Origin of the sequence: Kineococcus gynurae, from assembly GCF_042433995.1 — a bacterium.
Lineage (GTDB): Bacteria > Actinomycetota > Actinomycetes > Actinomycetales > Kineococcaceae > Kineococcus > Kineococcus gynurae.
Window position 1 is genome coordinate 245,761 of the sequence record NZ_JBHLUI010000012.1, and the last position, 25,915, is coordinate 271,675.

The 25,915-nt window shown below is 76.5% G+C and carries 21 protein-coding genes; 13 read left to right on the forward strand and 8 right to left on the reverse strand.

Annotation, left to right across the window (positions count from 1 at the left end; all coding sequences use genetic code 11):
* The first annotated feature begins 139 nt into the window (after positions 1 to 139).
* A complete protein-coding gene (locus tag ACFFKU_RS17135) occupies positions 140 to 544 on the forward strand; it encodes an ANTAR domain-containing protein (protein ID WP_380139869.1) in 405 nt (134 codons plus the stop codon).
* Here ACFFKU_RS17135 and ACFFKU_RS17140 read toward each other — a convergent pair.
* A complete protein-coding gene (locus tag ACFFKU_RS17140; RefSeq protein ID WP_380139871.1) occupies positions 520 to 1,266 on the reverse strand; it encodes a GAF and ANTAR domain-containing protein in 747 nt (248 codons plus the stop codon). The two genes, ACFFKU_RS17135 and ACFFKU_RS17140, sit on opposite strands and share 25 nt — an antisense overlap.
* 155 nt (positions 1,267 to 1,421) lie before the next feature.
* On the opposite strand from ACFFKU_RS17140, the gene ACFFKU_RS17145 reads away from it, so the two are divergent.
* Positions 1,422 to 2,027 (forward strand): DUF6328 family protein, encoded by a 606-nt coding sequence (locus tag ACFFKU_RS17145; protein WP_380139873.1) that lies wholly within the window; start codon positions 1,422 to 1,424, stop codon positions 2,025 to 2,027.
* Here the strand turns inward: ACFFKU_RS17145 and ACFFKU_RS17150 are convergent.
* From ACFFKU_RS17150 to ACFFKU_RS17160, 3 genes are all read right to left on the reverse strand, one after another.
* The gene (locus ACFFKU_RS17150) at positions 1,982 to 3,841 is read right to left on the reverse strand and encodes a thiamine pyrophosphate-requiring protein (protein ID WP_380139875.1); all 1,860 of its coding nucleotides are present in this window, start codon (positions 3,839 to 3,841) and stop codon (positions 1,982 to 1,984) included. The two genes, ACFFKU_RS17145 and ACFFKU_RS17150, sit on opposite strands and share 46 nt — an antisense overlap.
* A gap of 69 nt (positions 3,842 to 3,910) precedes the next feature.
* Positions 3,911 to 4,252 (reverse strand): hypothetical protein, encoded by a 342-nt coding sequence (locus ACFFKU_RS17155; protein WP_380139877.1) that lies wholly within the window; start codon positions 4,250 to 4,252, stop codon positions 3,911 to 3,913.
* Between the two features lie 55 nt (positions 4,253 to 4,307).
* Positions 4,308 to 5,564 carry an aminotransferase class V-fold PLP-dependent enzyme gene (locus ACFFKU_RS17160; RefSeq protein ID WP_380139879.1) on the reverse strand — a complete coding sequence of 419 codons (1,257 nt, stop codon included), beginning with the start codon at positions 5,562 to 5,564 and terminating at the stop codon, positions 4,308 to 4,310.
* A 32-nt stretch (positions 5,565 to 5,596) separates the two neighbouring features.
* Here ACFFKU_RS17160 and ACFFKU_RS17165 point away from each other — a divergent pair, with 32 nt between their 5' ends.
* The 5 genes from ACFFKU_RS17165 (at position 5,597) to ACFFKU_RS17185 (ending at position 9,681) form a co-directional block, all read left to right on the forward strand.
* Positions 5,597 to 6,304, forward strand: coding sequence for a metal-dependent transcriptional regulator (locus ACFFKU_RS17165; protein ID WP_380139881.1), 708 nt, complete (start codon positions 5,597 to 5,599; stop codon positions 6,302 to 6,304).
* Between the two features lie 43 nt (positions 6,305 to 6,347).
* The gene (locus tag ACFFKU_RS17170) at positions 6,348 to 7,373 is read left to right on the forward strand and encodes a ribokinase (RefSeq protein WP_380139883.1); all 1,026 of its coding nucleotides are present in this window, start codon (positions 6,348 to 6,350) and stop codon (positions 7,371 to 7,373) included.
* Positions 7,370 to 8,386 carry a Gfo/Idh/MocA family protein gene (locus ACFFKU_RS17175; protein ID WP_380139884.1) on the forward strand — a complete coding sequence of 339 codons (1,017 nt, stop codon included), beginning with the start codon at positions 7,370 to 7,372 and terminating at the stop codon, positions 8,384 to 8,386. The genes ACFFKU_RS17170 and ACFFKU_RS17175 overlap by 4 nt, the downstream gene beginning before the upstream one ends.
* 94 nt (positions 8,387 to 8,480) lie before the next feature.
* On the forward strand, positions 8,481 to 8,915 hold the full coding sequence (locus ACFFKU_RS17180; protein WP_380139886.1) for a hypothetical protein: 435 nt from the start codon (positions 8,481 to 8,483) through the stop codon (positions 8,913 to 8,915).
* 46 nt (positions 8,916 to 8,961) lie between these two features.
* Positions 8,962 to 9,681 (forward strand): histidine phosphatase family protein, encoded by a 720-nt coding sequence (locus ACFFKU_RS17185; RefSeq protein ID WP_380139888.1) that lies wholly within the window; start codon positions 8,962 to 8,964, stop codon positions 9,679 to 9,681.
* Positions 9,682 to 9,688: 7 nt separating this feature from the next.
* On the opposite strand, the gene ACFFKU_RS17190 is transcribed toward ACFFKU_RS17185, so the two are convergent.
* Positions 9,689 to 10,099 carry a PspC domain-containing protein gene (locus tag ACFFKU_RS17190; RefSeq protein WP_380139890.1) on the reverse strand — a complete coding sequence of 137 codons (411 nt, stop codon included), beginning with the start codon at positions 10,097 to 10,099 and terminating at the stop codon, positions 9,689 to 9,691.
* A 103-nt stretch (positions 10,100 to 10,202) separates the two neighbouring features.
* Here ACFFKU_RS17190 and ggt point away from each other — a divergent pair, with 103 nt between their 5' ends.
* Complete coding sequence (gene ggt / locus ACFFKU_RS17195; RefSeq protein ID WP_380139892.1) at positions 10,203 to 12,008, forward strand: gamma-glutamyltransferase; 1,806 nt, start codon at positions 10,203 to 10,205, stop codon at positions 12,006 to 12,008.
* A gap of 27 nt (positions 12,009 to 12,035) precedes the next feature.
* Here the strand turns inward: ggt and ACFFKU_RS17200 are convergent, their stop codons facing one another.
* Positions 12,036 to 12,182, reverse strand: a complete 147-nt coding sequence (locus ACFFKU_RS17200; RefSeq protein ID WP_380139894.1) for a hypothetical protein — start codon at positions 12,180 to 12,182, stop codon at positions 12,036 to 12,038.
* Between the two features lie 53 nt (positions 12,183 to 12,235).
* Between ACFFKU_RS17200 and ACFFKU_RS17205 the strand changes: the two genes are divergently transcribed.
* Positions 12,236 to 13,618, forward strand: coding sequence for a threonine/serine exporter family protein (locus ACFFKU_RS17205; RefSeq protein ID WP_380139896.1), 1,383 nt, complete (start codon positions 12,236 to 12,238; stop codon positions 13,616 to 13,618).
* 6 nt (positions 13,619 to 13,624) lie between these two features.
* Here ACFFKU_RS17205 and ACFFKU_RS17210 read toward each other — a convergent pair whose 3' ends face one another.
* Positions 13,625 to 14,167, reverse strand: a complete 543-nt coding sequence (locus ACFFKU_RS17210) for a pyridoxamine 5'-phosphate oxidase family protein (RefSeq protein WP_380139899.1) — start codon at positions 14,165 to 14,167, stop codon at positions 13,625 to 13,627.
* Between the two features lie 69 nt (positions 14,168 to 14,236).
* Between ACFFKU_RS17210 and recC the strand changes: the two genes are divergently transcribed.
* From recC to ACFFKU_RS17230, 4 genes are all read left to right on the forward strand, one after another.
* Positions 14,237 to 17,608, forward strand: a complete 3,372-nt coding sequence (gene recC, locus ACFFKU_RS17215) for an exodeoxyribonuclease V subunit gamma (RefSeq protein ID WP_380139900.1) — start codon at positions 14,237 to 14,239, stop codon at positions 17,606 to 17,608.
* Positions 17,605 to 21,087: a UvrD-helicase domain-containing protein gene (locus ACFFKU_RS17220; RefSeq protein WP_380139902.1), complete on the forward strand. Its 3,483-nt coding sequence runs from the start codon at positions 17,605 to 17,607 to the stop codon at positions 21,085 to 21,087. The genes recC and ACFFKU_RS17220 overlap by 4 nt, the downstream gene beginning before the upstream one ends.
* A complete protein-coding gene (recD, locus tag ACFFKU_RS17225; RefSeq protein WP_380139903.1) occupies positions 21,084 to 22,958 on the forward strand; it encodes an exodeoxyribonuclease V subunit alpha in 1,875 nt (624 codons plus the stop codon). Before ACFFKU_RS17220 ends, recD begins: the two co-directional genes overlap by 4 nt.
* Positions 22,959 to 23,048: 90 nt before the next feature.
* Complete coding sequence (locus ACFFKU_RS17230; protein WP_380139905.1) at positions 23,049 to 25,376, forward strand: EAL domain-containing protein; 2,328 nt, start codon at positions 23,049 to 23,051, stop codon at positions 25,374 to 25,376.
* Here ACFFKU_RS17230 and ACFFKU_RS17235 read toward each other — a convergent pair.
* A complete protein-coding gene (locus tag ACFFKU_RS17235; protein WP_380139907.1) occupies positions 25,364 to 25,897 on the reverse strand; it encodes a VOC family protein in 534 nt (177 codons plus the stop codon). The genes ACFFKU_RS17230 and ACFFKU_RS17235 overlap by 13 nt on opposite strands.
* Between the last annotated feature and the right edge of the window lie 18 nt (positions 25,898 to 25,915).

The following is a 25,915-nucleotide window of genomic DNA, read 5'->3' on the forward strand; positions in this document are numbered from 1 at the left end:
GTGAACGCTGGGCCCGGGGTGGGTCGCGGTGGGCATCGCTCCGGAATTCGATAGGATGTTGTCCTCACCGAACGGCCCGGACCCCGCCGCACGGTCTTGTTGCTGACCACCAGCAGGACACGACGGGGGTACCACCCACATGCAGGACGCCGCGCACGACCACGGCCCCGACCACCCGGCCCCGGACAGCTCCGCGGCCGAGGTCGACGCCCTGCGGGCCGAGCTCGACCAGATCAAGCGGGCCCTCCAACGACGGCCCGTCATCGACCTGGCCAAGGGCGCGATCATGGCGCTCACCGCCTGCACCGAGGACGCCGCCTTCAAGCGGCTCTCGACCGCCTCGCAGACCCACAACGTCAAGCTCTTCGACGTGAGCTCGGCCCTGGTCGCCGACCTGACCCGCATCGCCGAGGGCCAGAGCCCGTCCGGTCATCCCGCGGTCGCCGCGGCACTGGCCCCCGCCGCCGGGGCGGGGCGGTCGGTGCGCGAGCAGGACGCCCGACCGGCCCCGCACCAGGCTCAGCCGGGCATCACGACGCTCTGATCCCGTTCCGCCAGCTCGTCGACCACGCGCTGCGCCGCGTCGTGCAGGCGCTCGCGGCGTGAGCGGGCCCCCGTCCGCAGGCGCGCGAACGCCTCGTCCGGGTGCACCTGGTGCCGCTCGGCCAGCACCCCCTTCGCCTGCTCGACGATGACCCGGCTGGTCAGCGCCGCCTGCAGCTGGGTCGCCAGCTCGTCCTGCCGGGACGTCGAGATCGACTGCAGCACGGCCGCGGCGGCGAGCGAGGCCAGGGCCCGCACGATGGTCTGGTCGCACTCCGCCCACGCGCCCTCGCGGTCGCGGAAGAGGTTGAGGGCGCCGATGCGTCGCTCCCCGACGATCAGCGGGACGGTGAGGACCGCGCGGGCGCCGTGCTGCTCGGCGGCCTGAGCGAACCGGGGCCAGCGCCGGGCGATCTCGGCGGCGGAGTCGACGGCCAGCGCCCGGCCCGAGGCGACGGCCTCGATGCACGGCCCCTCGTCGGCCTGCAGCTGGAACAGCTCCAACCGGCTGGACAGCGGCGAGGAGGCGGCCAGCAGCTGCAACCCCTCCCCGGCCCGTTCGACCAGCATCCCGGCCGCCGAGGCGGCGACCAGGTCGCAGCTGTGACCGACCACGAGCTCGGCCACCTCCAACGGTTCGCCGCCGAGGGCCAGCACCTCGGCGACCTCGGCGACGGCGTCGGCGAGCTTCTGGACGGCTGAGACCTCCAGGAACGGGTCCATGGGTGCCCCTCTCTCGAATCTTCCTGTGGTGCAACCCGACACGCCTGCTTCTCCGCCGTCCCCGGGTCCTGCCCCTACCTTGCCACCGCCGGGCCGGGACCGTCCTACGACCCCGCCCGGCGGGGTCCGGGACCGGGGCGGGGGAGAGTGGGGTGGTGCCCGCCCCGCCGCCGCCCGTTCCGGGCCCACCGCCGCCACCGCCGACGTCACCGGTCGACCCGCCGGGGGGCGCGGCCCTGCGCAACGAGACCCCGACGGAACGCCTCGACCGCAACTGGATCGAGCTGCTGCAGGAGCTGCGGGTGGTGCAGACCGGTGTGCAGCTGCTCACCGGTTTCCTCATGACGCTGCCGTTCCAGACCCGCTTCGCCGAGCTGACCGGGTTCCAGCGCGGTCTCTACGCCGGGGTGCTGCTGCTGTCGGTGACCGCCGTGGTGCTGTTCATCGCCCCCGTGGGCTTCCACCGGGCCCTGTTCCGGATGCGGTCCAAGGCCCGGTTGGTCGAGGTGGGCAACCGGTTCGCCAAGGCCGGGCTGGCGACGGTCGGGCTGGTCGTGAGCGGCGGGGTGGTCCTCGTCGTCGACGTCGCGCTCGGGCGGGTCGCCGCCGTGCTCGCCGGGGGTGCCGTCGGCCTGCTCGTGCTGCTCAGCTGGTACGTGCTGCCGCAGCGGGCCCTGCAGGCGGTCCGGTCGGGCCGCCCCGCCCCGGCCGGTCCTCACCCGGCGGAGGACCCCGACCCGTCCTCCGACCCCTCGCGCTGACGGCCCCACCGCCGGGTCAGCGCCCGGGCCGCGGCGCCCACGGTCTCGCGGGCCCCCTCGAGGACGATGTGCCCGGCCGCCGGGTCCCCCTTCAGCTGCGAGGCCAGGGTGGCCAGGACCTGCTCCTTGCTGACGTGCGGGGGGATCATCGGCACCGTGGGGTCGACGACCGCGTCGATCACGGTGGGGCGACGGGCCGCGAAGGCCTCGTCGAGGACGGCGGTGACGTCCCCGGGGGAGTCGAGGCGGCGCCCGCCCAGCCCGAGCAGGCCGGCGTAGTCGGCGTAGGGGAGGTCGGGGACGTCCATGGCGGCGTCGAAGGGGACCTCGCCCTGCACGGCCCGGGCCTCCCAGGCGACGAAGGACAGGTCCCGGTTGTTCAGCACCAGCACCACGAAGCGGGGATCGGCCCAGGTGCGCCACCGCTGCGCGACGGTGACCAGTTCGTTGATCCCGTTCATCTGCATCGCCCCGTCACCCACCATCGCCAGCACCGGGCGGTCGGGATGGGCCTGCTTGGCGGCCAGGGCGTAGGGCATGCCCCCGCCCATCGAGAGCAGCGTCCCCGACAGCGACGCGAGCTGGCCGGGACGCAGGTCGAGGTCGCGGGCGAACCAGCTGGTGACCGTCCCGCAGTCCACCGCCACCAGGTGGTCGTCGTCGAGCCGCGGGGAGATCTCGCGCACCACGAGTTCGGGGTTCAGCGGGTCCGCGGCCGCCTCGGCGCGTTCGCGACCCCACTCGTCCCAGACGGTGTTCCAGCGGGCGACGTCCTCGCGCCACCCCGGGTCCGGTTCGGCACCCTCCAGCAACGGCAGCAGCGCGGCCAGGGTGAGGGCCGCGTCCCCGACGAGGTTGACCTCGGTCGGGTAGCGCAGGCCGCAGCGGGTCCCGTCGACGTCGATCTGCACCGCACGGGCCTGCCCGGGGGCGGGGTAGTACTCGCTGTAGGGCATGGTCGTGCCCACCAGGAGCAGCACGTCGCAGCCGCGCATGAGCTCGTAGCTCGGCCGGGTCCCGAGCAGGCCGATGGCCCCCGTCACCCACGGCAGCCGGTCGTCGAGGATCGTCTTGCCCAGCAACGCCTTCGCGACCCCGGCGCCCAACGCGTCGGCCACCGCGGTGAGTTCCTCGGTGGCCCCGGCCGCTCCCACGCCGGCCAGGATCGCGACCCGGCGTCCCGACCGCAGCAGGTCGGCCGCGTCCCGGAGGTGCGTCTCCCGCGGGACGTTCGGGGGACTGCTGGGAACCGCCGACGTGTGCGTCCAGCCGTGACCCTCGGGGACGGTCGTGACCGCGTCGGCCTCCTGCACGTCGGAGGGCAGGACGATCGCGGTCACCGTCCTCCGGTCCAGCGCGAACCGGGCGGCCCGGTCCACCACGTGCTGGAGCTGGCCGGGCGAGGTGACCTGGAAGACGAACTCCCCGGCGACGTCGGAGAACAACCGGACGAGGTCGAGTTCCTGGTAGTAGGAGGTGCCGAGCGCGGTGGTCGCCGTCTGCCCCAGCACGGCCACCACCGGCACGTGGTCGAGCTTCGCGTCGTAGAGCCCGTTGAGGGCGTGCACCGCACCGGGTCCGGACGTCACGACGCACACGCCCAGCGGGGAGCCGCCGAAGTTCACGTCGGCGGTTGCCGCGAAACCCGCCGTCTCCTCGTGGCGCACCTGCACGAACTCGGCCTCGCCGCGTTCCTGCGCCCGGCCGACGGCGGAGATCACCCCGCCGATCCCGTCACCGGGGTAGCCGTAGAAACGTCGCGCCCCCCAGGTCGCGAGGCGGGAGACGAGGTGGTCACCGACGGTGGAACTCATGGGGCCACTGTCCGGGCCCGGCCCCCGGCCCGCGCGGTGAGTTCCGCGCGGACCGTCCGGGGTGGGGTGTCAGTCCTGCGGGCCGCGGGTGGAGTGCTGGTCGCCCAGGACCTCGGTCCCGTCCCCGCTCTTGCCGCCCGCGCCACCGTCGCGGCGTTCGGCGATCTTCTCGCCCACGGTCTCCTTGACCGCCCCGGCGGCCTGGCCGACCTGCTCCTTGGCCTTGGCCCCGGCCTGCCGCGCGAGGTCGGCGGCGCGGTCCTCGGCGGCGTCGACCCGCTTCTGCACCGAGGGGTTGCCCCACAACCGGCCCGCCGCGTCGACGATCTGCTCGTAGCGCTCCCGCCCCGCCCGGGCGCCGAGCACGTACCCGGTGGCGCCGGCGACGAGGACGATGATCTTGCCGCGCATGGTTCTTGCCTCTCCTCGTGCTGCGGACCCGCAGGTCCCGGTCGTCCGATCCCGGTCACTGTGGCAGCGACTCCGCGAGGTCGCCCGTCGGCGGGTCGAGCAGCAGGGCGCGCACCCGGGCCAGGTCGGCCTCGGTGACGTCGAGGTGCGGGCTGACCCGCAGGACGTCCGCGGTCATCTCCTCGCTGCGCTCCCGCCCGGCCGCGGTCACCAGGACGCCGTGCGCGGCCAGCCGGGCGACGCTCGCCGTGACGTCGGGCGGGACCGCGCCGCGCGGGCGCAGCGTCGTCGTGGCGCCCGGGGCCGTGGTGCCCTCCGGCCCGGCCTCGACCACGTCCCAGGCGGGCAGGTCGCGCAGCACCGCCCGGGTGCGGGCCCCGACGGCCGCGAGCCCGGCGACGACGTCCGCGGGACCGAGGTCGTGCAGCTCCGCCACGGCGTGGGCGAATCCGACCCGGCCGGCGTGATGTGCCTCGAACGGTTCCATCCGGGGCGCCAGGGCCGCGAAGCGGCCCCGCAGGGCGCAGAAGCCGACCCCGCGGGGTCCGGTCAGCCACTTGCGCGAGGTGCCGTAGACGACGTCGGCGGCCGCCGCCGCGCGGGTGTCGACGTGGGCGAAGGCCTGGGCCGCGTCCACGACGGTGGGCAGCCCGTGGTCGCGGGCGACGGCGAGCAGGGCTCCGACGTCCTGCACGGTGCCGACGTGGGAGCCGACCCAGGTGAGGTGCACGAAGGCGGGCCGTCCGGCACGGAGCTCGCGGCGCAGGGCCGCGTCGAACTCCTCGGGGTCGATCCGGGGACCGCTCCCGACCACCCGGTCGCGGACCCCGGCCGCGCGCCACGCCGCGCTGTTCGGCGCGTACTCGCCCCGCACCCGCAGCACGCCCGCCCGACGCGCCTCCGCGGTCGGGAGCAGCAGGGCGACCAGGCGGTTCAGCGCGTCACCCGCGGAGTGGGTGAAGGCCAGGGCGGCCCCGGCCTGCCCGCCCAGCAGGTCCAGCGTCTGCGCCCGGCCCCGGTCGAGGACCCCGGCCGCGCGGGCGAGGGCGGGTGCGGCCCCGTGGACCGTCTCGGCCACCGTGTGCGCGTGCACCGCGGCCAGCACCGCGCGCGAGGAGCGACCGGCGGCGGCGGAGTCGAGGTGGACCCCGGCCGGGGGCACCCGGGCGTCGCGGAACCGGCGGGCCGTGGTCGCGGCGGCCACGTCGTGGGGGTCGTCGTGGGGGTCGGCGTGGGGGTCGTCGTGGGGGTCGGCGTGGGGGTCGGCGTGGGGGTCGGCGAGGGGCGGCGGGTCGGAGGGGTCGCGGCGCACCCGAGCAGTCCAGCACCTGGCAAGCTGATCCGGTGACCCCGACCTCGCGTCGTCCCCCCGCCGCGCCCGGGCGAGCCGTCCAGCCCGCGGCGGAGGACTGCCTCAAGGCCGTCTACGCGGCCGGGGAGTGGTCCTCCGACAAGGTGACCCTGTCGATGCTGGCCCGCCAGCTCGGCGTGAGCCCGTCCACGGCCTCGGAGGCGGTGCGGAAGCTGACCGACGCGGGCCTCCTGGAGCACGAGCGCTACGGCGGGGTGGCGTTGACCGAGGACGGCCGTCGCCACGCCCTCGCCGTCGTGCGCCGGCACCGGCTGCTCGAGACGTTCCTGGTCACCGACCTGGGCTACGCCTGGGACGAGGTGCACGAGGAGGCGGAGGTGCTGGAGCACGCCGTCTCCGAGCGGTTCCTCGCGGCCCTCGACGATCGGCTCGGGCACCCCGAACGCGACCCGCACGGTGACCCCATCCCGCGCCAGGACGGCTCGGTGCCGCAGCCGGGCGCGCACTCCCTGGCCGACGTCCCGGTCGGCTCGGCCGGGGTGGTCGCCCGCATCTCCGACGCCGACCCGGAGGTGCTGCGGTACTTCGCCGAGCTGGGGCTGGGGTTGGACGTGCGGTTGGACGTGCTGCGGCGGCGGGAGTTCGCCGGGACCACCGTCGTGCGGATCGGCGGTGGTGACGAGGTGGACCTCGGTGACCCGGCGGTGGCCTCGGTCTGGGTCCTGCCGGCCGGTCACTGAGGAACGGGTGCCGGTGGCGCCCGTGGTGAGGGAGGAGAGCGGGATGGACGGGACGGAGCGCGACCCCGAGGTAGGCGCCGGGTTGCACCGGGACTCCCACGGGCGGTTGCACGCCGAGCACGTGCGCGACGTGTGCGTGGTGGGCTCGATCAACGTCGACCTGGTGCTCGAGCTGGAGGCGCTGCCCGTCGCCGGGACGACGACGCACACGGCCGGGGGCGTCGACCTCGCCCGGGGGCTGGGGGGCAAGGGGGCCAACCAGGCGGTCGCCTGCGCCCGGCTCGGGCGCCGGACCGCCATGGTCGGGCTGGTCGGGGAGGACGACGAGGGGGAGCGGTTGCTGGCCGGCCTGCGGGCCGAGGCCCTCGACGTCTCCGGGGTCGGCCGGGTCCCGGGTCCCTCGGGCGTGGCCGTCGTCCTGGTCCACGACGGTGAGTCCACGATCGTGGTCAGCCCCGGGGCCAACGGGCGGCTCGGTGCCGAGGAGGTGGGGGCCGCGACGGCGACCGTCGCCGGCGCCCGCGTCGTGCTGCTGCAGTGCGAGGTCGCCGACGAGGCCCTGCTGGCCGCGGCCCGGCTGTGCACGGGGTTGCTCGTGCTCAACCCCGCGCCGGCCCGCCCGCTGCCGGACGAGCTGCTGCGCCGGGCCGACCTGCTCGTCCCCAACACCGCCGAGCTCGCCGTGCTGGCCGGTCGTGACGCCGCGAGCGGCGCCGGGGCCGGGGTCGAGGAGCTGGTCGGGCTCGCCCGCACGGTGCGGCCGACGGGGACCACGATCGTCACGCGGGGGGCGGCGGGGGCGCTCGTGGTCACCCCGGGCGGGGCGGTCGAGGTCGAGGCGGTCGCACCGCCGGGTGGTGTCGTCGACGCGACCGCGGCGGGGGACTCCTTCGTCGCCGGGCTGGTCGACGGGCTGCTGGCGGGGTCGGGGCTCGTCGAGGCGGCCGGACGGGCCGCGCGGGTCGCGGCCTGGACCGTGGGGCACGCGGGGGCCGCGGCCTCCCTGCCCACGCGCGAGGACCTCCTCGACCTGCGCCCGGCGGGGTCACGAGGGGAGGATCGGGCATGAGCACGGACGGTTCGGTCGAGGGTCGGGACTCCTGGGGCTGGGGCTTCGTGGGGCCGGGGGGCATCGCCCGGGCCTACGCCGAGGCCCTCGAACTCGTCCCCGGCGGCGAGCTCGTGGCGGTCACCTCCCGGCGTCTGGAGCGCGCGGCCCGCTTCGCCGCCGAGGTCCGGCCCGGGGGCGACGTCACGGCCTACGACGACGTCGCCGCGATGGTGGCCGACCCGCGCGTCGACGTGGTCTACGTGGCGACGCCCCACCCCCAGCACCTGGCCCCGGCGCTGGCCGCGATCGGAGCGGGCAAGGCCGTCGTCGTGGAGAAGCCGATGACCGCGTCGGCGGCGGCCACCGCCCGGCTCGTCGCGACCGCCGCCGAGCGGGGGGTGTTCTGCATGGAGGCCTACTGGACCCGCTTCCTGCCGGCCACCGCGGCCCTGCTCGAGGTCGTCGGCTCCGGGGCCATCGGCGAGGTCCGGATGATCCACGCCGACCTCGGCTTCCCCGCGCCCTCCTCGCTGCGCCGGTTCCACGAGGTGGAGCTGGGCGGGGGGTCGCTGCTCGACCTCGGCCCCTACCCGCTCGGCCTGGCCCACGAGCTGCTCGGCGCCCCCGACCGCGTCCGGGCCCTGGGCACGATCACCGCCGACGGTCTCGACGAGCAGGTCTCGATCGCGCTGGGCTGGCCCGGCGGGGCGCTGGCGGCGCTCTCGACCACGATGGTCGCCCAGGCGGCCCGCGGGGCCTGGATCGAGGGGACCGCGGGGTGGATCGAGGCGCACGCACCGCTCTACTCGCTCTCCGGTTTCACGGTGCGCGACCACGACGGGCGCGCCGACCGGTACGAGCACGCGGTCGCCACCGGCCACCGCTTCCTCGTCGAGCACGTGCACGACTGCCTGGCCGCCGGTCTGACCGAGTCCCCGCACGTGCCCGGGCAGCGCTCGATCGACCTCGCCCGGGTCATGGACGACGTGCTGACCCAGATCGGCGCGGCCCGGCCCGACGACGGGTCCTGACCCTCGGGTAGCCCGTCCGGGTGAATGACGCTCAAGAACCGTCACATCCCGGAGTCACACTTGCTACACATTTAGTGACCGAAGGGAGAGGGTCATGAGGATCGGGACGGTCACCAGGAGTCTGGCCGGCAGCGGCGTCACCGCCCCCGGTGGGGTCGGGGCGACCCGCGGCGTCACGGGGGTCACCGGTGTCGGGGCGGTCGGGGCGGTCAGCGGCGACGTCAGCGAGACCAACCTGCTGGACGACCTGACGGCCTCCGACCGGGCTCTCCTGCGCCACCTCTACGGCCCGGTGCTCGACCTCGACCGCCCGGCACCCTGGGCGGTCGCCGAGCTGGCCCGCGAGATCGCCCGCGAACGGGCCTCCGGCGTCGTCACCGATCAGCGCGACGTCACCGCCGAGGACCTGCGGCGGATCCTCGGCCGGATCACCATGGTCACCGGCCGGGGGATGGACGTGGACCTGCAGGCCCGCCTGCTCCGGTTCGTGGGCGGGCGCACGGGGGGACGGCTCGACGTCGTCCTGTGAGTCGTCCCGCGGGTCGTCCCGCCGGCCGGGCTGAGAGGCTGGGCCGGTGCGCCTGATCCTCGTCCGCCACGGCCGGACCGTCTCCAACGTCCGCCACCTCCTCGACACCGCCGTGCCCGGCCCCTCGCTGGACGAGGTGGGACGGGGCCAGGCCGAGGACCTGGTCGGGCTGCTGCGCGACCAGAGGATCGGATGGATCGGGTCCTCCGGGCTCACCCGGGCGCGCGAGACCGCGGCCCCGCTCGCGGCCGCGCTGGGCCTCGACGTGACCGTGCTGCCCGGTCTGCGCGAGGTCGCGGCCGGGGACCGGGAGATGTGCGGCGACGAGGAGTCGGTGCGCGCCTACCTGGGGGTCGTCGGGGAGTGGCTGCACGGCCGGACCGAGGTACGGATGCCGGGGGCCGAGTCCGGGACGGAGTTCTTCGCCCGGTTCGACGCCGCCGTCGCCTCCGCCCGCTCCGCCGCCGCGGCCGCCGGGGCAGGCACCTTCGCGCTGGTCAGCCACGGGGCGGCCATCCGGACCTGGGCGGGATCGCGGGTGGGCGACGTCGACGCCGACTTCGTGGTCCGGACGGGGTTGCTGAACACCGGGGTGGTGGAGCTGGAGGAGGCCGGGCCGACCGCGCCGGACGGGCCGGACGGGGCTCCGGCCTGGGTGTGCCGACGCTGGATGGGGGTGGCCGTGCCGACCGCCCGGGCCGCGGCCGCGGGGGCCGGCCCCGCCGCGGAGCCGGCGCCCGCCCGACCCCCGGCCTCGATCTTCTGAGCGGCCCTCACCACACCCACAGGCGCAGCGGCGTCCCCAGCAGCAGGTCGGCGACGACCAGGACGACGGCTGCCACCAGCGCTCCGGACACGTCGCCGTGGTGGGCCGCCTCGGCCTCGATCCGACCGGAGCGGTCGGGCAGCAGCGCCCAGGCCAGGCCGTAGAGGGCCAGGCCGAACCCGCCGACGAGGGCCAGCACGGCGAAGGCCACCCGGACGGCGACGGGGGCGACCCCCACCCGGCGGGCCAGGGCGCCCGAGACCCCGCCCACGATCCGGTCGTCCTCGCGGACCAGGCCGGTGCGGCGCAGCCAGGCGTAGAAGCGCTCGACGCCCGGGGCGCCGGTCGCCCCGGGGCCCTTGTCGAGACGGAGGGGGTGGGCGGGCTGGTCGGCGGGGAAGGATCCGTTGTCGGTCATGGCTCCAGCCTGGGTCGCGGCGACCCCGAACGACCATCGGGGACACCCCCGATCCGTCCCTGACCCTTGCGGTTGCTGTGCTCCTCCTGAGAGGGTCCCGCCCATGCGAGGACGCACCCTGGCCGCCGTGACGACGACCGGCCTGCTCTGCCTGTCCGTCTCCACCGTCGCGGCCGGGCCCGCCGCCGCCGAGGAGGCCGCCCCGCCGAAGCAGGCCACGGCCACCGGTTTCGGCGGGGCGGTGTCCAGCGTCGATCCCGACGCCACCGAGATCGGCCTGGACGTGCTGCGGCGCGGGGGGAACGCGGTGGACGCCGCCGTCGCGACCGCCGCCGCGCTGGGAGTCACCGAGCCCTACTCGGCCGGGGTCGGGGGTGGGGGATTCTTCGTCCACTACGACGCGCGGACGGGGACCGTCCGCACCCTCGACGGGCGGGAGACGGCTCCGGCCTCGCTGCAGGCCGACGGGTTCCTGCAGGACGACGGGACGCCGTACCCCTTCGACGACCTGGTGAACTCCGGGATCTCCGTCGGGGTCCCGGGGACGCCGGACACCTGGGCCGAGGCCCTCGCCGACGGCGGGACGATGAGCCTGGCCGACGTGCTCTCGGGGCCGGCCGCCCTGGCCGAGCGGGGTTTCGTGGTCGACGAGACGTTCCGGTCGCAGACCCTCGACAACGCCGAACGGTTCCGCGACTTCTCCTCCACCGCAGCGCTCTTCCTGCCCGACGGGGACGCCCCCGCCGTCGGGTCGGTGTTCCGCAACCCCGACCTGGCGGCCACCTACCGGCTGCTCGCCGAGCAGGGGGCGGGCGCGTTCTACGGCGGGGAGCTCGGCCGCGCCGTCGTCGACACCGTGACCGCGCCCCCGGTCGCCGACGGGGTCACCCGCGAGGTCCTGACCGGCGGCATGACGATGGCCGACCTGCTGGCCTACGACGCGCTGGAACGGGTCCCCACGCACGTCCGCCACGGCGGGCTCGACGTGTACGGGATGGCCCCGCCGAGCAGCGGCGGGACGACGGTCGGGGAGGCGCTCAACATCTTCGAGACCGCCGGTGGGACCGCCCCGGAACTCGGTGCCGCCGACCGCGAGCACCTCCGCCTCGAGGCCGCCGCCCTCGCCTTCGCCGACCGCAACCGCTGGGTGGGCGACGGCGACGTCCAGGACGTCCCGACCCGTCGGCTGACCTCGGAGGAGTTCGCGGCCACCCGGGCCTGCCTGATCTCCCCGCCGGCGACGCTGCCCCGCCCCGTCGCCCCCGGTGCCCTCGACGGAACCGGCTGCGGCAGCGGCGGGGAGGCCGTGGACGGCGGGTACGAGGGCCCCTCGACCACCCACCTCACCACCGCCGACGCGGCGGGCAACGTCGTCGCCTACACGCTCACGATCGAGCAGACGGGCGGCTCCGGCATCGTGGTCCCCGGCCGCGGGTTCCTGCTCAACAACGAGCTCACCGACTTCAACGCCGTCCCCGTGGTCGCCGGCGTCCCCGACCCGAACCTGCCCGGCCCGGGCAAGCGGCCCCGCTCGTCCATGGCCCCGACGATCGTGCTGCAGGACGGCCGGCCGCTGCTGGCCGTCGGTTCGCCGGGCGGCGCGACCATCATCGGCACCGTCTACGGAATCCTCGTCAACCGCCTCGACGGCGGGCAGAGCCTGCCGGAGGCGGTGGCCGCCCCCCGGGTGTCGGAGCAGAACTCCGCCGCCGGGGCCGCGGCCGAACCGGCCTACCTCGACTCCGACCTCGGCCGCGAGATGGTCGCCCGCGGGCACGTCTTCCGGGAGACCGAGGAGATCGGGGCCGCCGCCGCGCTGGAGCTCCTGCCCGACGGTCGGGTGCTGGCGGTCGCCGAACCGGTCCGGCGCGGGGGCGGGGCCGCGGGCGTGGTGCTGCCGCGGGACTAAGGGGGCGCGGGGCCAGGGGGAGAGAGACTACGGGGTGTCGCGGGCCGCGTCGGCGATCTCCTCCTCGGGGCGCGGGGCCACGTCCTCGTCGACCTCGAGCTCGGGGACGGGCGGGTCGGCGGGGTCGAACCCCTCGGTCGTCGGGTCGGGGGCGGGACCGCTCGGGCTGCTCATGACCCGACCGTGGCCCGGGGGCGTCCAGGCGGCAACCGGATAGGTTCGTCAGCGTGGTCGGACGTGTACGGAACCGGGTGGGGCGACTGCTGATCGGCAAGGAGGCCGCCGAGATCGCCGCCCGGGCCGACGACGCGCCCCGTGACGACGACGACCTGCGGACCGTCACCGCGCTGGCCCGGATGGCCGAGGCCCTGCTCTCCTGCGGGGCGCCCGCCGCCGACGTCACCGCCCTCACGCTGCGGGCCGCCCTCGGGGCCGGGCTCGCCCACACGCAGGTCGACATCACGTTCACCGCGGTCATCGTCTCGGCCCCGGACTCCTCGGGCACGCCGCTCACCGCGGTCCGCGTCGTGCAGGTCCGGGCCACCGACTACTCCCGCCTGGCCGGGCTCTACCAACTCGCGCACGACGCGGCCGAGGGCATGGACCCCGACGTGCTGCGACGGCGGCTGCGGGTCCTGCTGCGCCGTCCAAGGCGCTACCGCCCGATGGTCGCGCACGGGGCCGTCGTGGGGCTCGCCTTCTCGGTCGGCTGGTTGCTCGGCGGCGGCCTCGGCGTCTCGCTCGCCGCGGGGGCGACCAGCGCCGTCCTGCAGCTGCTGCTGGCCGCGGCGAACCGGCGCGGGTTGCCCGCGTTCTTCCAGCAGGTGGCCGGGGCGGCGACGGCGACGCTGGTCGCGGTCGCCCTGCTCGTGTACCAGCCGACGTTCCCGGACTGGCTGGGCGGGATCCCGCCGTCGCTGGTCGTCGGGGCCGGCATCGTGCCGCTGCTGGCGGGGCTGTTCCTGGTCGGGTCGGCCGAGGACGCGATCGCCGGGTTCTACGTGACGGCCAGCGGCCGGGCCTTCGAGACGATGCTGCTGACGACCGGCATCGTCGTCGGCATCGCCGGGGTGCTGGACCTGGCCCAGCGCGGCGGCGTGCCGCTGGACCTGCAGTTCTCCGAGGGTGCCGTCTACCCCCTCGGCGGGCAGGTCGCCGCGGCCGCCGCGGCCTCGATGACCTGGGCGCTCGCGGGGTACGCCGACCTGCGGGCGGTGCTCTGCTCGGGGCTCGCGGGCGGTGCGCTGTGGTTGCTCTACAGCCTGGGGCTGGACCTCGGGCTCGGTCCGATCTCGGCGGCGGGCCTCGCCGCCCTCGGCGTCGGTTTCCTGGCCGAGGGGCTGGCCTGGCGCTGGGGCATCCCCGGGGTCGTCGTCTCGATCTGCGGCATCGTCCCGCTGCTGCCGGGTCTGGCGATCTACCGGGCCATCTTCAGCCTGGTCGGCGGGGACCCGGCCGGGGGCGTGAGCCTGCTGGTCCAGGCGCTGGGGGTGGCGCTGGCGCTCGCAGCCGGGGTCACGCTGGGGGAGTTCTGCTCCCAGCCCCTGCGGCGGGAGTTCGACCGGGTGGAGCGGGCGGTCCGGCGGCGGGCGCGCAACCCGCAGGTCTGAGTCCGCTCAGAGCCCGGGGAGCCCGTCGAGGCTCTCCGTGTTCTTCTCCTGCCGGTAGGCGGCCATCCCCTCCGGGCCCTTCTTCTCCGCGTTGGCCCGCAGCAGACCCCGCTCGGTGCTGACGACGTCCATGACGGGCACGCCCCAGCCGCAGGCGTCGCTGATCCGGTCGACCTCGACGGTGACGACAGCCCGGGTGCTCGGGTGCGGCGGGTGCAGCGCGGTCACCTCGGCGAAGGCGGGGCTGCCGGGCCGGTGCACCTCGCCCCGGCCGTGCAGGCGCACGATCCGGGGCCGACGGGCGACCGAGGCGAACATCACGCAGATGCGACCGTTCTCCTGCAGGTGCGCGATGGTCTCGACCCCGCTGCCGGTGAAGTCCACCCACCCGACCCGGCGCGGGCCGAGGACCGAGAAGGAGTCCGTCCCCCGCGGCGAGACGTTGACCAGGCCGTCGGCGGCCAGCGGGGCGGTGGCCACGAACCACATCGGCTGCGCCGCGATCCAGGCGCGCAGGTCCTCGTCGATCTCGGCGAACACGGAAGCCATGGTCACGACCTTAGGGGTCCCCGGGCCGCCGTGGGGTCCCGTGTCGGAGGGGTCGGGTAGGAAGGACGCGTGCTGACCGTCCACCGCTCCACCGACGCCGCCGCCCTGGTCCGGGCGCTGGCCGACGTGCTGCGCGAACCCCCGCCCGGCCCGGTCGACCCGTTCGCGGTGGACCGGGTGGCCGTGGGGGCGCGTGGGACCGAGCGGTGGATCGCGCAGTCGCTCTCGCACCACCTGGGCGCCGCCGCCGGCTCGGAGGACGGGATCTGCGCGCGCGTGGAGTTCTCCTCCCCGGCCCGCCTGCTCGACGACGTCATGGCCGACGCGTTGGCCCGCACCGCTCCCGGGCACGTCGACAGCGTCGCCCGGTGGGCGCCGGAGTCGATGACCTGGTCGGTGCTGGAGGTGCTGGGCGCCCTCGAGGACGACCCCTCACCCCGGTTCGCGGCGCTCGGCCACCACCTGCGCACGGTCGAGGGGGAGCAGGGCCCCCGGGTCCGCCGCATCGCCGTGGCCGCCCGGCTCGCCCGGCTGCTGAACCGCTACGGCGCGGCCCGCCCGGAATTGCTGCGGGCCTGGGCCGGGGGGTCTGACGAGCTCCCGCCGGGGGCCTCCCCGGACCTCGGCTGGCAGCCCGAGCTGTTCCGCCGGGTGCGCGCCGCCATCGACCTTCCGGCGCCCGCCGAGCTGCTTCCGGGGGTGTGCGCGGCCGTCGCGTCCGGTGCGGTCGACGTGCCCTCGCGGGTGGGGGTCTTCGTCGTGACCCGGTTGCCGAGCGCCCGCCTGCAGCTGCTGTCCGCGCTGGCCGGGGTCGGCGACGTCCACCTGTTCCTGCAGCACCCGAGCCCGGCGCTGTGGGCGGCCGTCGAACGGTCCGGCGCGGCGGCCCGCCCCCGGTCCCCGCTGCTGGCCTCGCTCGCGACCGACGCCCGGGAGCTGCAGGTGCGCCTCGACGAGCTGTTCCCGCAGGCCCGCGTGCTGGAGCACCCCGGCCCCGGGGTGGCCGGCGACACGACGCTCGCCGCCCTGCAGCGCAGCCTCGCCGGGGACGATCCGGCGGGGTCGGGTGCGGTCCTGCTCCCCGACGCCTCGGTGCAGGTCCACGCCTGCCACGGGCGGGCCCGCCAGGTCGAGGTGCTGCGCGAGGTGCTGCTGGGCCTGCTCGACGCCGACCCGACGCTGCAACCGCGCGACGTGATCGTCATGTGCCCCGACGTCGAGGCGTTCGCCCCGCTGGTGCAGGCCGCCTTCGCCGGTGACGACCTGGACCACCCCGGGGCGCGGCTTCGCGTGCAGATCGCCGACCGCTCGGCGCTGCAGACCAACCCGCTGCTGGCCCTGGCCGCCCACCTGCTGCGGTTGGCCCAGGGACGGGTCGGGGTGGGCGACGTCCTCGACCTGGCCGGCGGGGTCGCCGTGCGGCGACGCTTCCGGCTGGAGGACGAGGACCTGGAGCAGCTGCGCGTGTGGGTGGTCGACGCCTCGGTGCACTGGGGGCTGTCGGCCGAGCACCGCGCCGCCTGGCACCTCGGCGGCCTCGGCCAGGGGTCCTGGCGGGCCGGCCTGGACCGGCTGCTGGTCGGGGTGGCCCTCGGCGGCGGTGGTGAGGAGCTGCTGGGCGAGGGCGAGGCAGTCGTCCCGCTGGACGACGTCGAGTCCTCGCGCGTCGACCTGGCCGGACGCGTGGCCGAGCTGCTGGACCGGGTGGAGGTCGCGGTCGGGCGCCTCACGCGACGGCAGTCGGTGGCCCGGTGGTGCGAGGCCCTGCTGGAGTCGGTCCTCGACCTCGGCGAGGCACCGCCGGACTCCGCCTGGTGGGTCACCCAGCTGCGCTCGGACCTCGGGGCCATCGCCGAACGGGCCGCGCGGGCCGGGACGGCCGAGGTCGGGCTGGCCGACGTCGCCCAGATGATCGACGCCGAGTTCGCCGGGCGGCCGCAACGGTCGAACTTCCGGACGGGAGCCGTGACCGTCTGCACCCTCACCCCGATGCGGGCGGTGCCCCACCGGGTGGTCGTCCTGCTCGGCATGGACGACGGGGCGTTCCCCCGGGTGGTCGCACCGGACGCGGACGACGCCCTGGCCGGGGACCACCGGCCCGGCGACCGCGACCCGCGCAACGAGGACCGTCAGGTCCTGCTCGACGCGATCACCTCCGCCCGCGACCACCTCGTCGTCACCTACGGGGGGCGCGACGTCCGCAGCGGGGCCGAGCTGCCCCCGGCCGTCCCGGTGGGTGAGCTCCTCGACGCGCTCGAGGCGCTGCAGCCCGGAGCCCGTGACGCGGTGGTGACGGTCCACCCCCTGCAGCCCACCGACCCGCGCAACTTCTCGACCGCGGCGACCGACCCCGGTCGGGGTCGGGCCTTCAGCTACGACCGCACCGCCCACGCCGGCGCCCTCGCCGCGGCGGCCGGGCCGCGGGCGCCGGGACCGTTCCTGCCCGCCCCGCTGCCGCCGGCCCCGCGCGAGGACCTCGACCTCGACCGGCTGGTGCAGTTCTGGCAGAACCCGACCCAGGGTTTCCTGACCCAGCGCCTGGACGTGGCCCTCGCCACGCGCGAGGAGGAACCCGACCCCGCGCTCCCGGTCGAGCTCGACGGGCTGCAGAAGTGGGCGATCGGTGACCGGGTGCTCGCCGCCCGCCGGGCCGGGCTGGACCCGGCCGCGGTCCGGCGGCGCGAAGCGGCCCGCGGGTCGCTGCCCCCGGGGGTGCTGGCCGAGGACGTCCTGCGCGAGATCGGGCCGCGGGCGGACCGGCTGGCCGAGGTGGCCGCCCGCTTCGACACCGCCCCCGCGCACACCGTCGACCTTGAGCTGGACCTCGACGTGAGCGGGGTGGGCCCGGTCCGGCTCACGGGAACGGTCCGGGGGGTCCGGCCCGTCCCCGGCGGGGGTCGGGCGAGCGGGGTGCTGGCGCTCACCACCACCTACTCCCGGGTGCGGGCCAAGCAGGTCGTGCGCGCCTGGATCGAGCTGCTCGCGCTCACCGCGGCCGACCCGGGGACCGAGCAGCGCACGGTCGTGGTCGGGCGCGGGGACCGTGACTCCGTCAGCGAGGTCGTGCTCGGTCCGCTGGACCCGGTCCAGGCCCGGGGCCACCTGCACGACCTGCTGCAGCTGCGTCACCTGGGCCTGACCCAGCCGTTGCCGTTGCCGGTGGAGACCACGCACGCGTGGGCCCGCCGCGACTGGCGGGGCGCACCCGCCGACGGCTGCGTCGCCGACGCCGAACGGTCCTGGGTCTCCGGGCACGCCGGTTTCGGCGAGGACCGGGAGGAGGCGTTCGTCCGGGTCCACGGGCCCCGGGCGCCGATCTCGGTCCTCACCTCGTGGCAGGCGCCCCCGGGTTCCCCCCCGGGCCTCCCTCCGACCTTCGCCGAGCTGGCCCGGCGGATCTGGCAACCCATCCTCGGCGCGAAGACGGAGACGACCCGATGACCGGCCCCACCGACCCGGCGCCCACAGACCCGGCGCCGGCGCCCTTCGACCCGGTCGGTCCGCTGCCCCGGGGGACCACCGTCCTGGAGGCGAGCGCCGGCACCGGCAAGACGTACGCGATCGCGGGCCTGGTCACCCGGTACGTCGCCGAGGGGGAGCACCGGATCGAGGAGCTGCTCGTCGTCACCTTCGGTCGGGCGGCCACCGCGGAGCTGCGCGACCGGGTCCGGGCCCGGATGGTCGAGGTGCGCGACGCCCTCGCCGACCCGGCCGCGGCCCGGAAGTGGGCCTCGGACCGGGGCGACCTCGTCCTGGGCCACCTCGCCGCGGGCCCGGCGGGGGAGGTCGAGGGGCGACGGCACCGTCTCGCCGAGGCCCTGGCCGCCTTCGACGCGGCCACCGTCGCCACCATCCACCAGTTCTGCCAGCAGGTGCTGACCTCCCTGGGCACGGCGGCCGACGTGGACCCGCAGGCCCGACTGGTCGAGGACGTGTCCGACCTGCTCGAGGAGGTCTGCGACGACCTCTACGTGCGGTTCGCGCTGCGCGCCCGGCCGGGTTTCACCCGGGCCCAGGCGCTGCGGATCGCCCGCGAGGCGGTCGCCCGTCCGGACGCCGTCCTGGAACCCGTGGGGGCCGAGGACGGGTCGAGGGCCGCCCTGCGGGTGCGGTTCGCCAGGGCGGTCCGCACCGAACTGGCCGCCCGCAAGCGGGCGGGGCGCATCCTCTCCTTCGACGACCTGCTGCTGTCGCTGCGCGAGGTGCTGCTCGACCCGGTGGCCGGCCCGGTCGCGTGCGAGCGGTTGCGGTCGCGCTACGGCGTCGTGCTGGTCGACGAGTTCCAGGACACCGACGCCGTGCAGTGGGACGTCCTGCGCACCGCGTTCCACGGTCGGGTGCCCCTGGTCCTCATCGGGGACCCGAAGCAGGCGATCTACGCGTTCCGCGGGGCCGACGTGCGCACCTACCTGACGGCCACCGGGCAGGCGCACGAGAACGCCACGCTCGCCACCAACCACCGCAGCGACCCCCGCGTCGTCGCCGGGGTCGCCGCGCTGCTGCGCGGGGCCTCGCTGGGTGAGGAGGGCATCGTCGTGCGCGAGGTCCGGGCCGCCCACGAGCGGGCGGCCCTGCTCGGCTCCGACGGTGCCGAGGACCCGGGACCGGTCCGGCTCCGGGTGCTGGGGCGCGACGGACTGCCGAGCACCCGCGGTGGGCTCCCGGTGGTCGCGGCGGTGCGCGAGGCGGTGGCCGCCGACGTCGCCGACCAGGTCGCGGCGGTGCTCGCCGAGGGGTTGCGGGTGCGTCCGCACCGCGGGGGTGAGGAGCGCGCCCTGGAGGCCGGGGACGTCGCGGTGCTGGTGCGGACGGGTGCGCAGGCCGTCCTCGTCCAGCAGCAGCTGCAGGCCCGGGGGATCCCCTGCGTGCTCTCCCGGGGTTCGAGCGTGTTCTCCACCGAGGCGGCGCAGGACTGGACCACGCTGCTCGAAGCCGTCGAGCAGCCGCACCGCACCCGCCGGGTGCGCCGGCTCGCCCTGTCGAGCTTCGTGGGGTTCACCGCGACCGAGCTCGACGCCCGGGGCGACCGGGGCATGGACGAGCTCGCCGGGTCGCTGCGGCACTGGGCGGGGGTGCTCGAGCAGCGGGGGGTGGCCGCGCTGCTCAGCGCGGTGGCCGAGCAGCGGAACCTGGCCGAGCGGCTGCTCGCGGTCCGGGGCGGCGAGCGCCGCTGGACCGACCTGCGCCACATCGGGGAGACGCTGCACGCCGAGTCGACCCGCGCTGGGGGAGCGGCCTCGGTGGGTCTCGCCGGGTTGCTCTCCTGGTTGCGGGCCCGGGTGGAGGACGCCGCCGCCGACCAGGACGCGGAGCGGTCCCGCCGCCTCGACACCGACCGGACCGCGGTCCAGGTCGCGACCGTCCACACCAGCAAGGGCCTGGAGTTCGAGGTGGTCTGCGTGCCCTACGGCTGGGACTCCGTGGGCGGGGCCGGGGGCGGGTCTTCGAGTCGCCGGCCCGAGCGCTACCCCGTCGCCCACGACCCCGCGGGACGGCGGGTCGTGCACGTCGGCGGGCCGGGCAGCCCGCGCTACGACGAGGTCTGCGCGGCCGCCGACACCGAGGACGCGGGGGAGGAGCTGCGGCTGCTCTACGTCGCCCTCACCCGGGCGGTGTCCCGGTTGCTCGTGTGGTGGGCGCCGGCCACGACCAGCCGGCGCGGTGCCCTGCACCGGTTGCTGATGGCGGCCGATCCGCAGTCGGTGCCCCCGGAGCCCGAGCTGCCCTCCGACGCCGAGCTCCGGGCCCGACTGGCGGCCCTGCTCGGGACCGCGGGGACGCCGGTCCGGGTCGAGGCGGTGCGCCGCGCGCAGGGCGAACCCGTGCCCCACCCGCCCGCCGCCGCGGTGGAGATCGTCGCGCCGCGGACGTTCACGGCCGAACCGGACCCGGGGTGGCGACGGACCTCGTACTCCGGCCTGACCCGGGCTGCGCACGAGGCGGCCCACGCCGGGGCGGCGGGATCCCGGGTCGCGGGAGGTGCCCCCGCGCCGGCCACCTCCGAGGCCGACGTCGCGGTGCTGGACGACGAGCTCGACCTGCCGACCGTCCCCCCGGGCCCCGACCGGGATCCGGTCGCGCTGGCCTGGGCCGCGACGCCGTCCCCCCTGGCCGACCTCCCGGCCGGAGCGGGTTTCGGGACCCTGGTCCACGCCGTGCTCGAACACTTCGACCCGGCCGTGCCCGACCGTCCGTCCCACCTCGCCGCCCTGGCCCGGGAGCAGTACGCGGGCGGGCTGGCCGAGCCGTTGGCCGCGGCCCTGCAGCCGGTGCTGAGCACCCCGCTCGGCCCGCTGCTGGGCGGGGCCTCGCTCGCCGACGTCGCCGCCCGCGACCGCCTGGACGAGCTGGAGTTCGAGCTCCCCCTCGGGGGCGGGGCGGGGGCCGTCCCGGGCTCGGGTGGTCTGCTCGGCGACGTCGCGGGCCTGCTGCGCGCGCACCTCGCGCCCGAGGACCCGGTGGCGCCCTACGCCGAGCTGCTGCACGACCCGCTGCTGGCGGCGCAGCCGCTGCGCGGTTACCTGACCGGGTCGATCGACGCGGTGCTGCGCCGTTCCGGGGCGGACGGCCCCCGGTTCCTCGTCGTCGACTACAAGACGAACCGGCTGGCTCCGCCCGGGGAGGAGCTGACCGCCTGGCACTACCGGCGCGAGGCCCTCGACGAGGCGGTGCTGGCGGCGCACTACCCCCTGCAGGCCCTGATGTACTGCGTCGCCCTGCACCGTTTCCTGCGCTGGCGCCAGCCCGGGTACGACCCGGCGACCCATCTCTCGGGCGTTCTGTACCTGTTCCTGCGCGGGCTGTGCGGGCCCGGGGTCACGGCCGACGCGCGCGGGGAGATCCCCGGGGTGTGGTCCTGGCGCCCCCCGGCGGGCCTCGTGCTCGACCTCTCCGACCTCCTCGCAGGGGTGCGCCCGTGACCATTCCTCCCGCGGTGCCCGCGCCCCCGGCGCCCGAGGCGGACCGGCGGGCCGCCCGCGCCCTGCGGGCCCAGGGCCTGCTGGCCCGGTTCAACGAGCTGACCTACCTGCACTCCGCCGACGTGCACGTCGCCCGACGGCTCGGCGCCCTCGCCGGGGAGGACGACGAGCGGGTCCTGCTCGCGGTCGCTCTCACGGTCCGGGCCGTGCGGCACGGTTCGGTGGTGCTGCGGCTCCGCCGCGCCCCCGTCGACGTCACGCCCGAGGACGCCGAGGACTCCGGTGACGCGGGTCCCCTGGCGGCCCCGCCGTGGCCCGAGCCCGAGGCCTGGGTCGCCGCGGTCCGGGGGAGCCGGCTCAGCACGGTCCACCACGGCGGTGACGACACGGCGGGGGTCGGCCGGACCCCGCTGCACGTGGTGGGGGACGACGTCTGGCTCGATCGCTACTGGCGGCAGGAGGTGGCCGTCGCCGAGGACCTGCGCCGCCGGGCCACCGCTGTCCCGGCGGCCCCGCCCGAGGAGGTGCGCCCCGTCCTGGACCGGCTGTGGCCGGGGGCGGGCGGGCGGGAGCAGCGCGAGGCGGCCGAGGTCTGCCTCGGCGCGGGGGTGGCCGTCCTCGGCGGCGGGCCGGGCACCGGCAAGACGACCACCGTCGCGCGGTTGCTCGCCGCCGTCCACGCGCTCAGCCACGGGTTGCCCCGCGTGGCGCTGGCCGCGCCCACCGGGAAGGCCGCCGCGCGCCTCACCGAGGCCGTCAGCGCGGCGGCGGCCTCCCCGGAGTTCACCGCCGCCGAACGGGAGTTCCTCACGGGGGCCACGGCGACGACCCTGCACGGCCTGCTGGGCCTGCGGCCGGGGTCCGGACGCCCCCGCTACGACGCCGAACGTCGGTTGCCGCACGACGTGGTGATCGTGGACGAGGCGTCGATGGTCGGCCTGCCGGTCATGGCCCGGTTGCTCGCGGCGCTGCGCCCCTCGGCCCGGCTGGTCCTGGTCGGGGACCGCAACCAGCTCGCCTCCGTCGAGGTCGGGGCGGTCCTCGCCGACCTGACCCCGTCCGAGGGCCCGCCGGGCCCGCACGGGGTGACCACCCTGCGCCAGGTCCACCGGTTCGACTCCGGCGGGGCCATCGGCGAGCTGGCCCGGGCCGTCGAGGCGGGGGAGGTCGACGCGGTCCTCGACCAGCTGCGCGCCGCCACCGGCGCTGCGGGCGGGGGAGTGCGGTTCCTCGAGGTCGAGGAGGGGGATCCGATCGGCGGCGCGGCCCTCGACGCCCTGCACGCCTCGGTGCTCGGGGCCGCGCGCGCGATGGTCGGCGCGGCCCGAGCCGGCGACGCGGTGGCCGCGGTGCGGGCGCTGGAGGGGCACCGGGTGCTCTGCGCCCACCGACGGGGGCTGCGGGGGGTCTCGGCGGTGACCGGGCTGGCCCTGCGCTGGACGGTCGCCGAGCTCGGCGTCGCGCTGCGTCCGGACGGGTTCCACGTGGGCATGCCGGTCCTGGTCACCGCGAACGACCCCGGCACCCGGACCTGGAACGGGGACACCGGCGTCGTCATGGAGGTCGCCGGCGAGACCGTCGTCGCGATCGGGCGGGGGGAGGGACCCGTCCTGGTGCCCCTCGCCCGGCTGGCGGGGGTCGAGACCCTGCACGCCATGACCGTCCACCGCAGCCAGGGGTCGCAGTTCGACGCGGTGACGGTGGTCACCGCGCCCGCGCGCTCCCCGCTGGCCACCCGGCAGATGCTCTACACCGCCCTCACCCGCGCCCGGCGCGAGGTCTGCGTCATCGGATCGGCCGAGGCGCTCGCCCGGGCGGTGGAGCGGGAGGCGATCCGCGCGACCGGGCTCACCGGGCGGTTGCGGGCCTGACGGCGGGCTGCCGATGGGCCGGCACGGGGGCCGCGAAGTCCGACCCCGGAATCGTTCAAGACGAAATGATCCCTGGTCGAAGCCTCCCGGGTGAGCGACATCGCGGACATCCTCGCCCGGGACGGCATCCGGCCGGTCTTCCAGCCGATCGTGGAGCTGACCGAGGGCCGGGTCCTCGGCTACGAGGCCCTGGCCCGGGGACCGGTCGGTCCGCTGCACCGGCCCGACGACCTGTTCGCCCGCGCCCGCGTCGAGGGCCGCCTCGCCGAGCTCGACGAGGCCTGCCGTCGGGCGGCCTTCACCGGTGCCCTGCGCGAGGGCGTCCTCGCCCCCCTGGCCCTGTTCGTCAACGTCGAGCCCGAGGTCCTGGGCTCGGCCCCGCTGAGCGACCTGCTGGAGCTGGCCGCGGGGACGGCGGGTGAGCTGCAGGTCGTCGTCGAGATCACCGAGCGGGCGCTCGCCGCCCGCCCGGCGGAGCTGCTGCGGGCGGTGGACCGGGTCCGGGAGCTGGGCTGGCGCATCGCCCTGGACGACGTCGGGGCCGAACCCGCCTCGCTGGCGTTCATGCCCCTGCTGGCCCCCGACGTCGTGAAGCTCGACCTCCGGCTGGTCCAGGACCGTCCCGGTCCGGCCGTCGCCCAGATCATGAACGCGGTCAACGCCTACGCCGAGTCCTCCGGGGCCCTGATCCTGGCCGAGGGCATCGAGCACGAGGGCCACCTGTCCGTGGCCCGCTCGCTCGGCGCGAGCATCGGCCAGGGCTGGCTCTTCGGCCGCCCGGAGGCGAACCCCGCCCCCCGACGTCCGGCCGGTGGGCTCGTCCTGCCCCGGCCGGTCGTGACCCGATCGGTGGACGGTTCCCCGTTCGCGCTCGTGGACCCCTCGGTGACCACCCGCTTCGCCGCGAAGTCCCTGCTCATCGAGGTGAGCAAGCAGCTGGAACGGGAGGCGGCGCGCCTCGGGGACACGTGCATCGTCGCCGCCACCTTCCAGGAGGCCCGGCACTTCACGCCCGCCACCGTCTCGCGCTACCGCGAGCTGGTCGAGCGGACCAACTTCGTCTGTGCCCTCGGGGAGGGGATGAGCGAGGAGCCGCTGCCCGGGTTGCGGGGGGCGAGCCTGGAGCTCGACGACCCCATCCGGGGGGAGTGGGACGTGGTCGTGCTGGCCCCGCACTTCAGCGCCGCCCTGCTCGCCCGCGACCTCGGGGCCGACTGCGCCGACCGCGACCGACCCTTCGAGTACGTCCTCACCTACGACCGGGACACGGTGGTCGCCGCTGCGCGCTCGCTGCTGGCCCGGGTCGCCCCGCGCCTGCCGGTGCCCGGGGCCGACGTCACCGGGCCCGCGGCCCGCCCGGCCGGGACGGCCCACCCGCCCCTCCCCTCCGCACCGTTCGCCGACGCGCCCGCGGGGGCGGCGCGCGTCCTGCCGCCGGTGCCCGTCCTGCACGCCGCGCTGGACGCCACCACGAGCGGCATCGCCATCGCCGACGCCCGTCGGCCGGACCTCCCGCTCATCTACGTGAACTCCGCCTTCGAGCGGTTGGCTGGCTTCCCCGCCGCCGACCTGCTCGGGCGCAACTGCCGATTCCTGCAGAGCGCCGACACCGACCGGACGGTCGTCGACGAGATCCGCGCCGCGATCGCGGCCGGCCGGGAGTGGCGCGGGGTCCTGCAGCAGCGCCGCGGGGGCGAGCAGACCTCGTGGTGGAACGAGATCCACCTCTCCCCGGTGCTCGACGGCGCCGGGCGGGTCGCCCAGTACGTCGGGGTCCAGAACGACGTCACGCAGCGCATCGAGGCCGAGCAGTCCCTGGCCCGCGAGCAGGACCGGGCCCGCGGCTACCTGGCCCGGATCGAGGCCCTGGCCTGGTCCGACCCGTTGACCGGGCTGGCCAACCGTCGTCGGATCGAGGAGGCGGTCGAGGAGGCGCTGACCCGGGCGGGCGCCGACGGCAGCGTGGTCGTCCTCCTCTACTGCGACCTGGACGGCTTCAAGGGCGTCAACGACGGGCTGGGGCACGCGGCCGGTGACGAGGTCCTCGTCGAGGTCGCGCGCCGGACCTGCCGGTTGTTCCGCGGCAGCGACCTCGCCGCGCGTCTCGGTGGCGACGAGTTCCTCGTGGCGCTCACCGGGATCGACCCGGTCGAGGCGCCCGCGGTCGCCCACCGTGCCGCCGAGACGCTGCGGACCGAGATCGCGCGACCGCTGCGGGCGGCGGGGCGCCACGCCCGCGTCGGCGTCAGCGTCGGGACCGCGATCTCGGGTCGGGACGGGATGAGCTTCGGGACCCTCCTGCACGTCGCCGACGGGCGCATGTTCGTCGACAAGGCCGTGGACGGCGACGGGTCGGACCCGTCGCGCCCGACCGGGCCGTCGCGGCGGGCGGCCGCCGTCGCGTCTCAGCCCGGCTGAGCGTCCGCGGCGGCCTCCAGCTCGGCGATCACGAGCCGCGACATCGGCATCATGGCCTCCAGCGCCCGGGCGGCCCGGCCCGGGTCGCCCAGCAGCTCCGGCAACCGGGTCGGCACGATCTGCCAGGAGACACCGAACCGGTCCTCCAACCAGCCGCAGCGCCCCGGCCGGCCGCCGTCGGCCGTCAGCGCCCACCAGTAGTGGTCGACCTCGTCCTGGTCGGCGCACGGGACCTGGAACGAGACCGCGGGGCTGGGGGTCATGCCGGTACCCCCGTTGAGAGCCACCCAGGGGCGACCCGCCAGCGTGAACTCGACGGTGAGGGCCATCCCCGCCTGCGGGCCGTCGGGCCAGCGCGAGACCGAGGTGATCGAGGAGCCCGGGAAGACCGACACGTAGAACTCGGCGGCCGCCTCGGCCTCGGTGGCCGACCAGACGCAGGGCACGAGCGTCGGCACGGCCGTCGGGAAGGCGGGCGACCCGGTCGGGGGGACGGACGCAGGATCGGGACTGGCGCTCACGGGGCACTCCTCGGGGGT

Excerpts from the sequence above, each read along its gene's own strand:
- ACFFKU_RS17135 (WP_380139869.1), top strand. The coding sequence starts at position 140 with ATGCAGGACGCCGCGCACGACCACGGCCCCGACCACCCGGCCCCGGAC.
- ACFFKU_RS17140 (WP_380139871.1), bottom strand. The coding sequence starts at position 1,266 with ATGGACCCGTTCCTGGAGGTCTCAGCCGTCCAGAAGCTCGCCGACGCC.
- ACFFKU_RS17150 (WP_380139875.1), bottom strand. The coding sequence starts at position 3,841 with ATGAGTTCCACCGTCGGTGACCACCTCGTCTCCCGCCTCGCGACCTGG.
- ACFFKU_RS17155 (WP_380139877.1), bottom strand. The coding sequence starts at position 4,252 with ATGCGCGGCAAGATCATCGTCCTCGTCGCCGGCGCCACCGGGTACGTG.
- ACFFKU_RS17170 (WP_380139883.1), top strand. The coding sequence starts at position 6,348 with ATGGACGGGACGGAGCGCGACCCCGAGGTAGGCGCCGGGTTGCACCGG.
- ACFFKU_RS17175 (WP_380139884.1), top strand. The coding sequence starts at position 7,370 with ATGAGCACGGACGGTTCGGTCGAGGGTCGGGACTCCTGGGGCTGGGGC.
- ACFFKU_RS17180 (WP_380139886.1), top strand. The coding sequence starts at position 8,481 with ATGAGGATCGGGACGGTCACCAGGAGTCTGGCCGGCAGCGGCGTCACC.
- ACFFKU_RS17190 (WP_380139890.1), bottom strand. The coding sequence starts at position 10,099 with ATGACCGACAACGGATCCTTCCCCGCCGACCAGCCCGCCCACCCCCTC.
- ggt (WP_380139892.1), top strand. The coding sequence starts at position 10,203 with ATGCGAGGACGCACCCTGGCCGCCGTGACGACGACCGGCCTGCTCTGC.
- ACFFKU_RS17200 (WP_380139894.1), bottom strand. The coding sequence starts at position 12,182 with ATGAGCAGCCCGAGCGGTCCCGCCCCCGACCCGACGACCGAGGGGTTC.
- ACFFKU_RS17210 (WP_380139899.1), bottom strand. The coding sequence starts at position 14,167 with ATGGCTTCCGTGTTCGCCGAGATCGACGAGGACCTGCGCGCCTGGATC.
- ACFFKU_RS17220 (WP_380139902.1), top strand. The coding sequence starts at position 17,605 with ATGACCGGCCCCACCGACCCGGCGCCCACAGACCCGGCGCCGGCGCCC.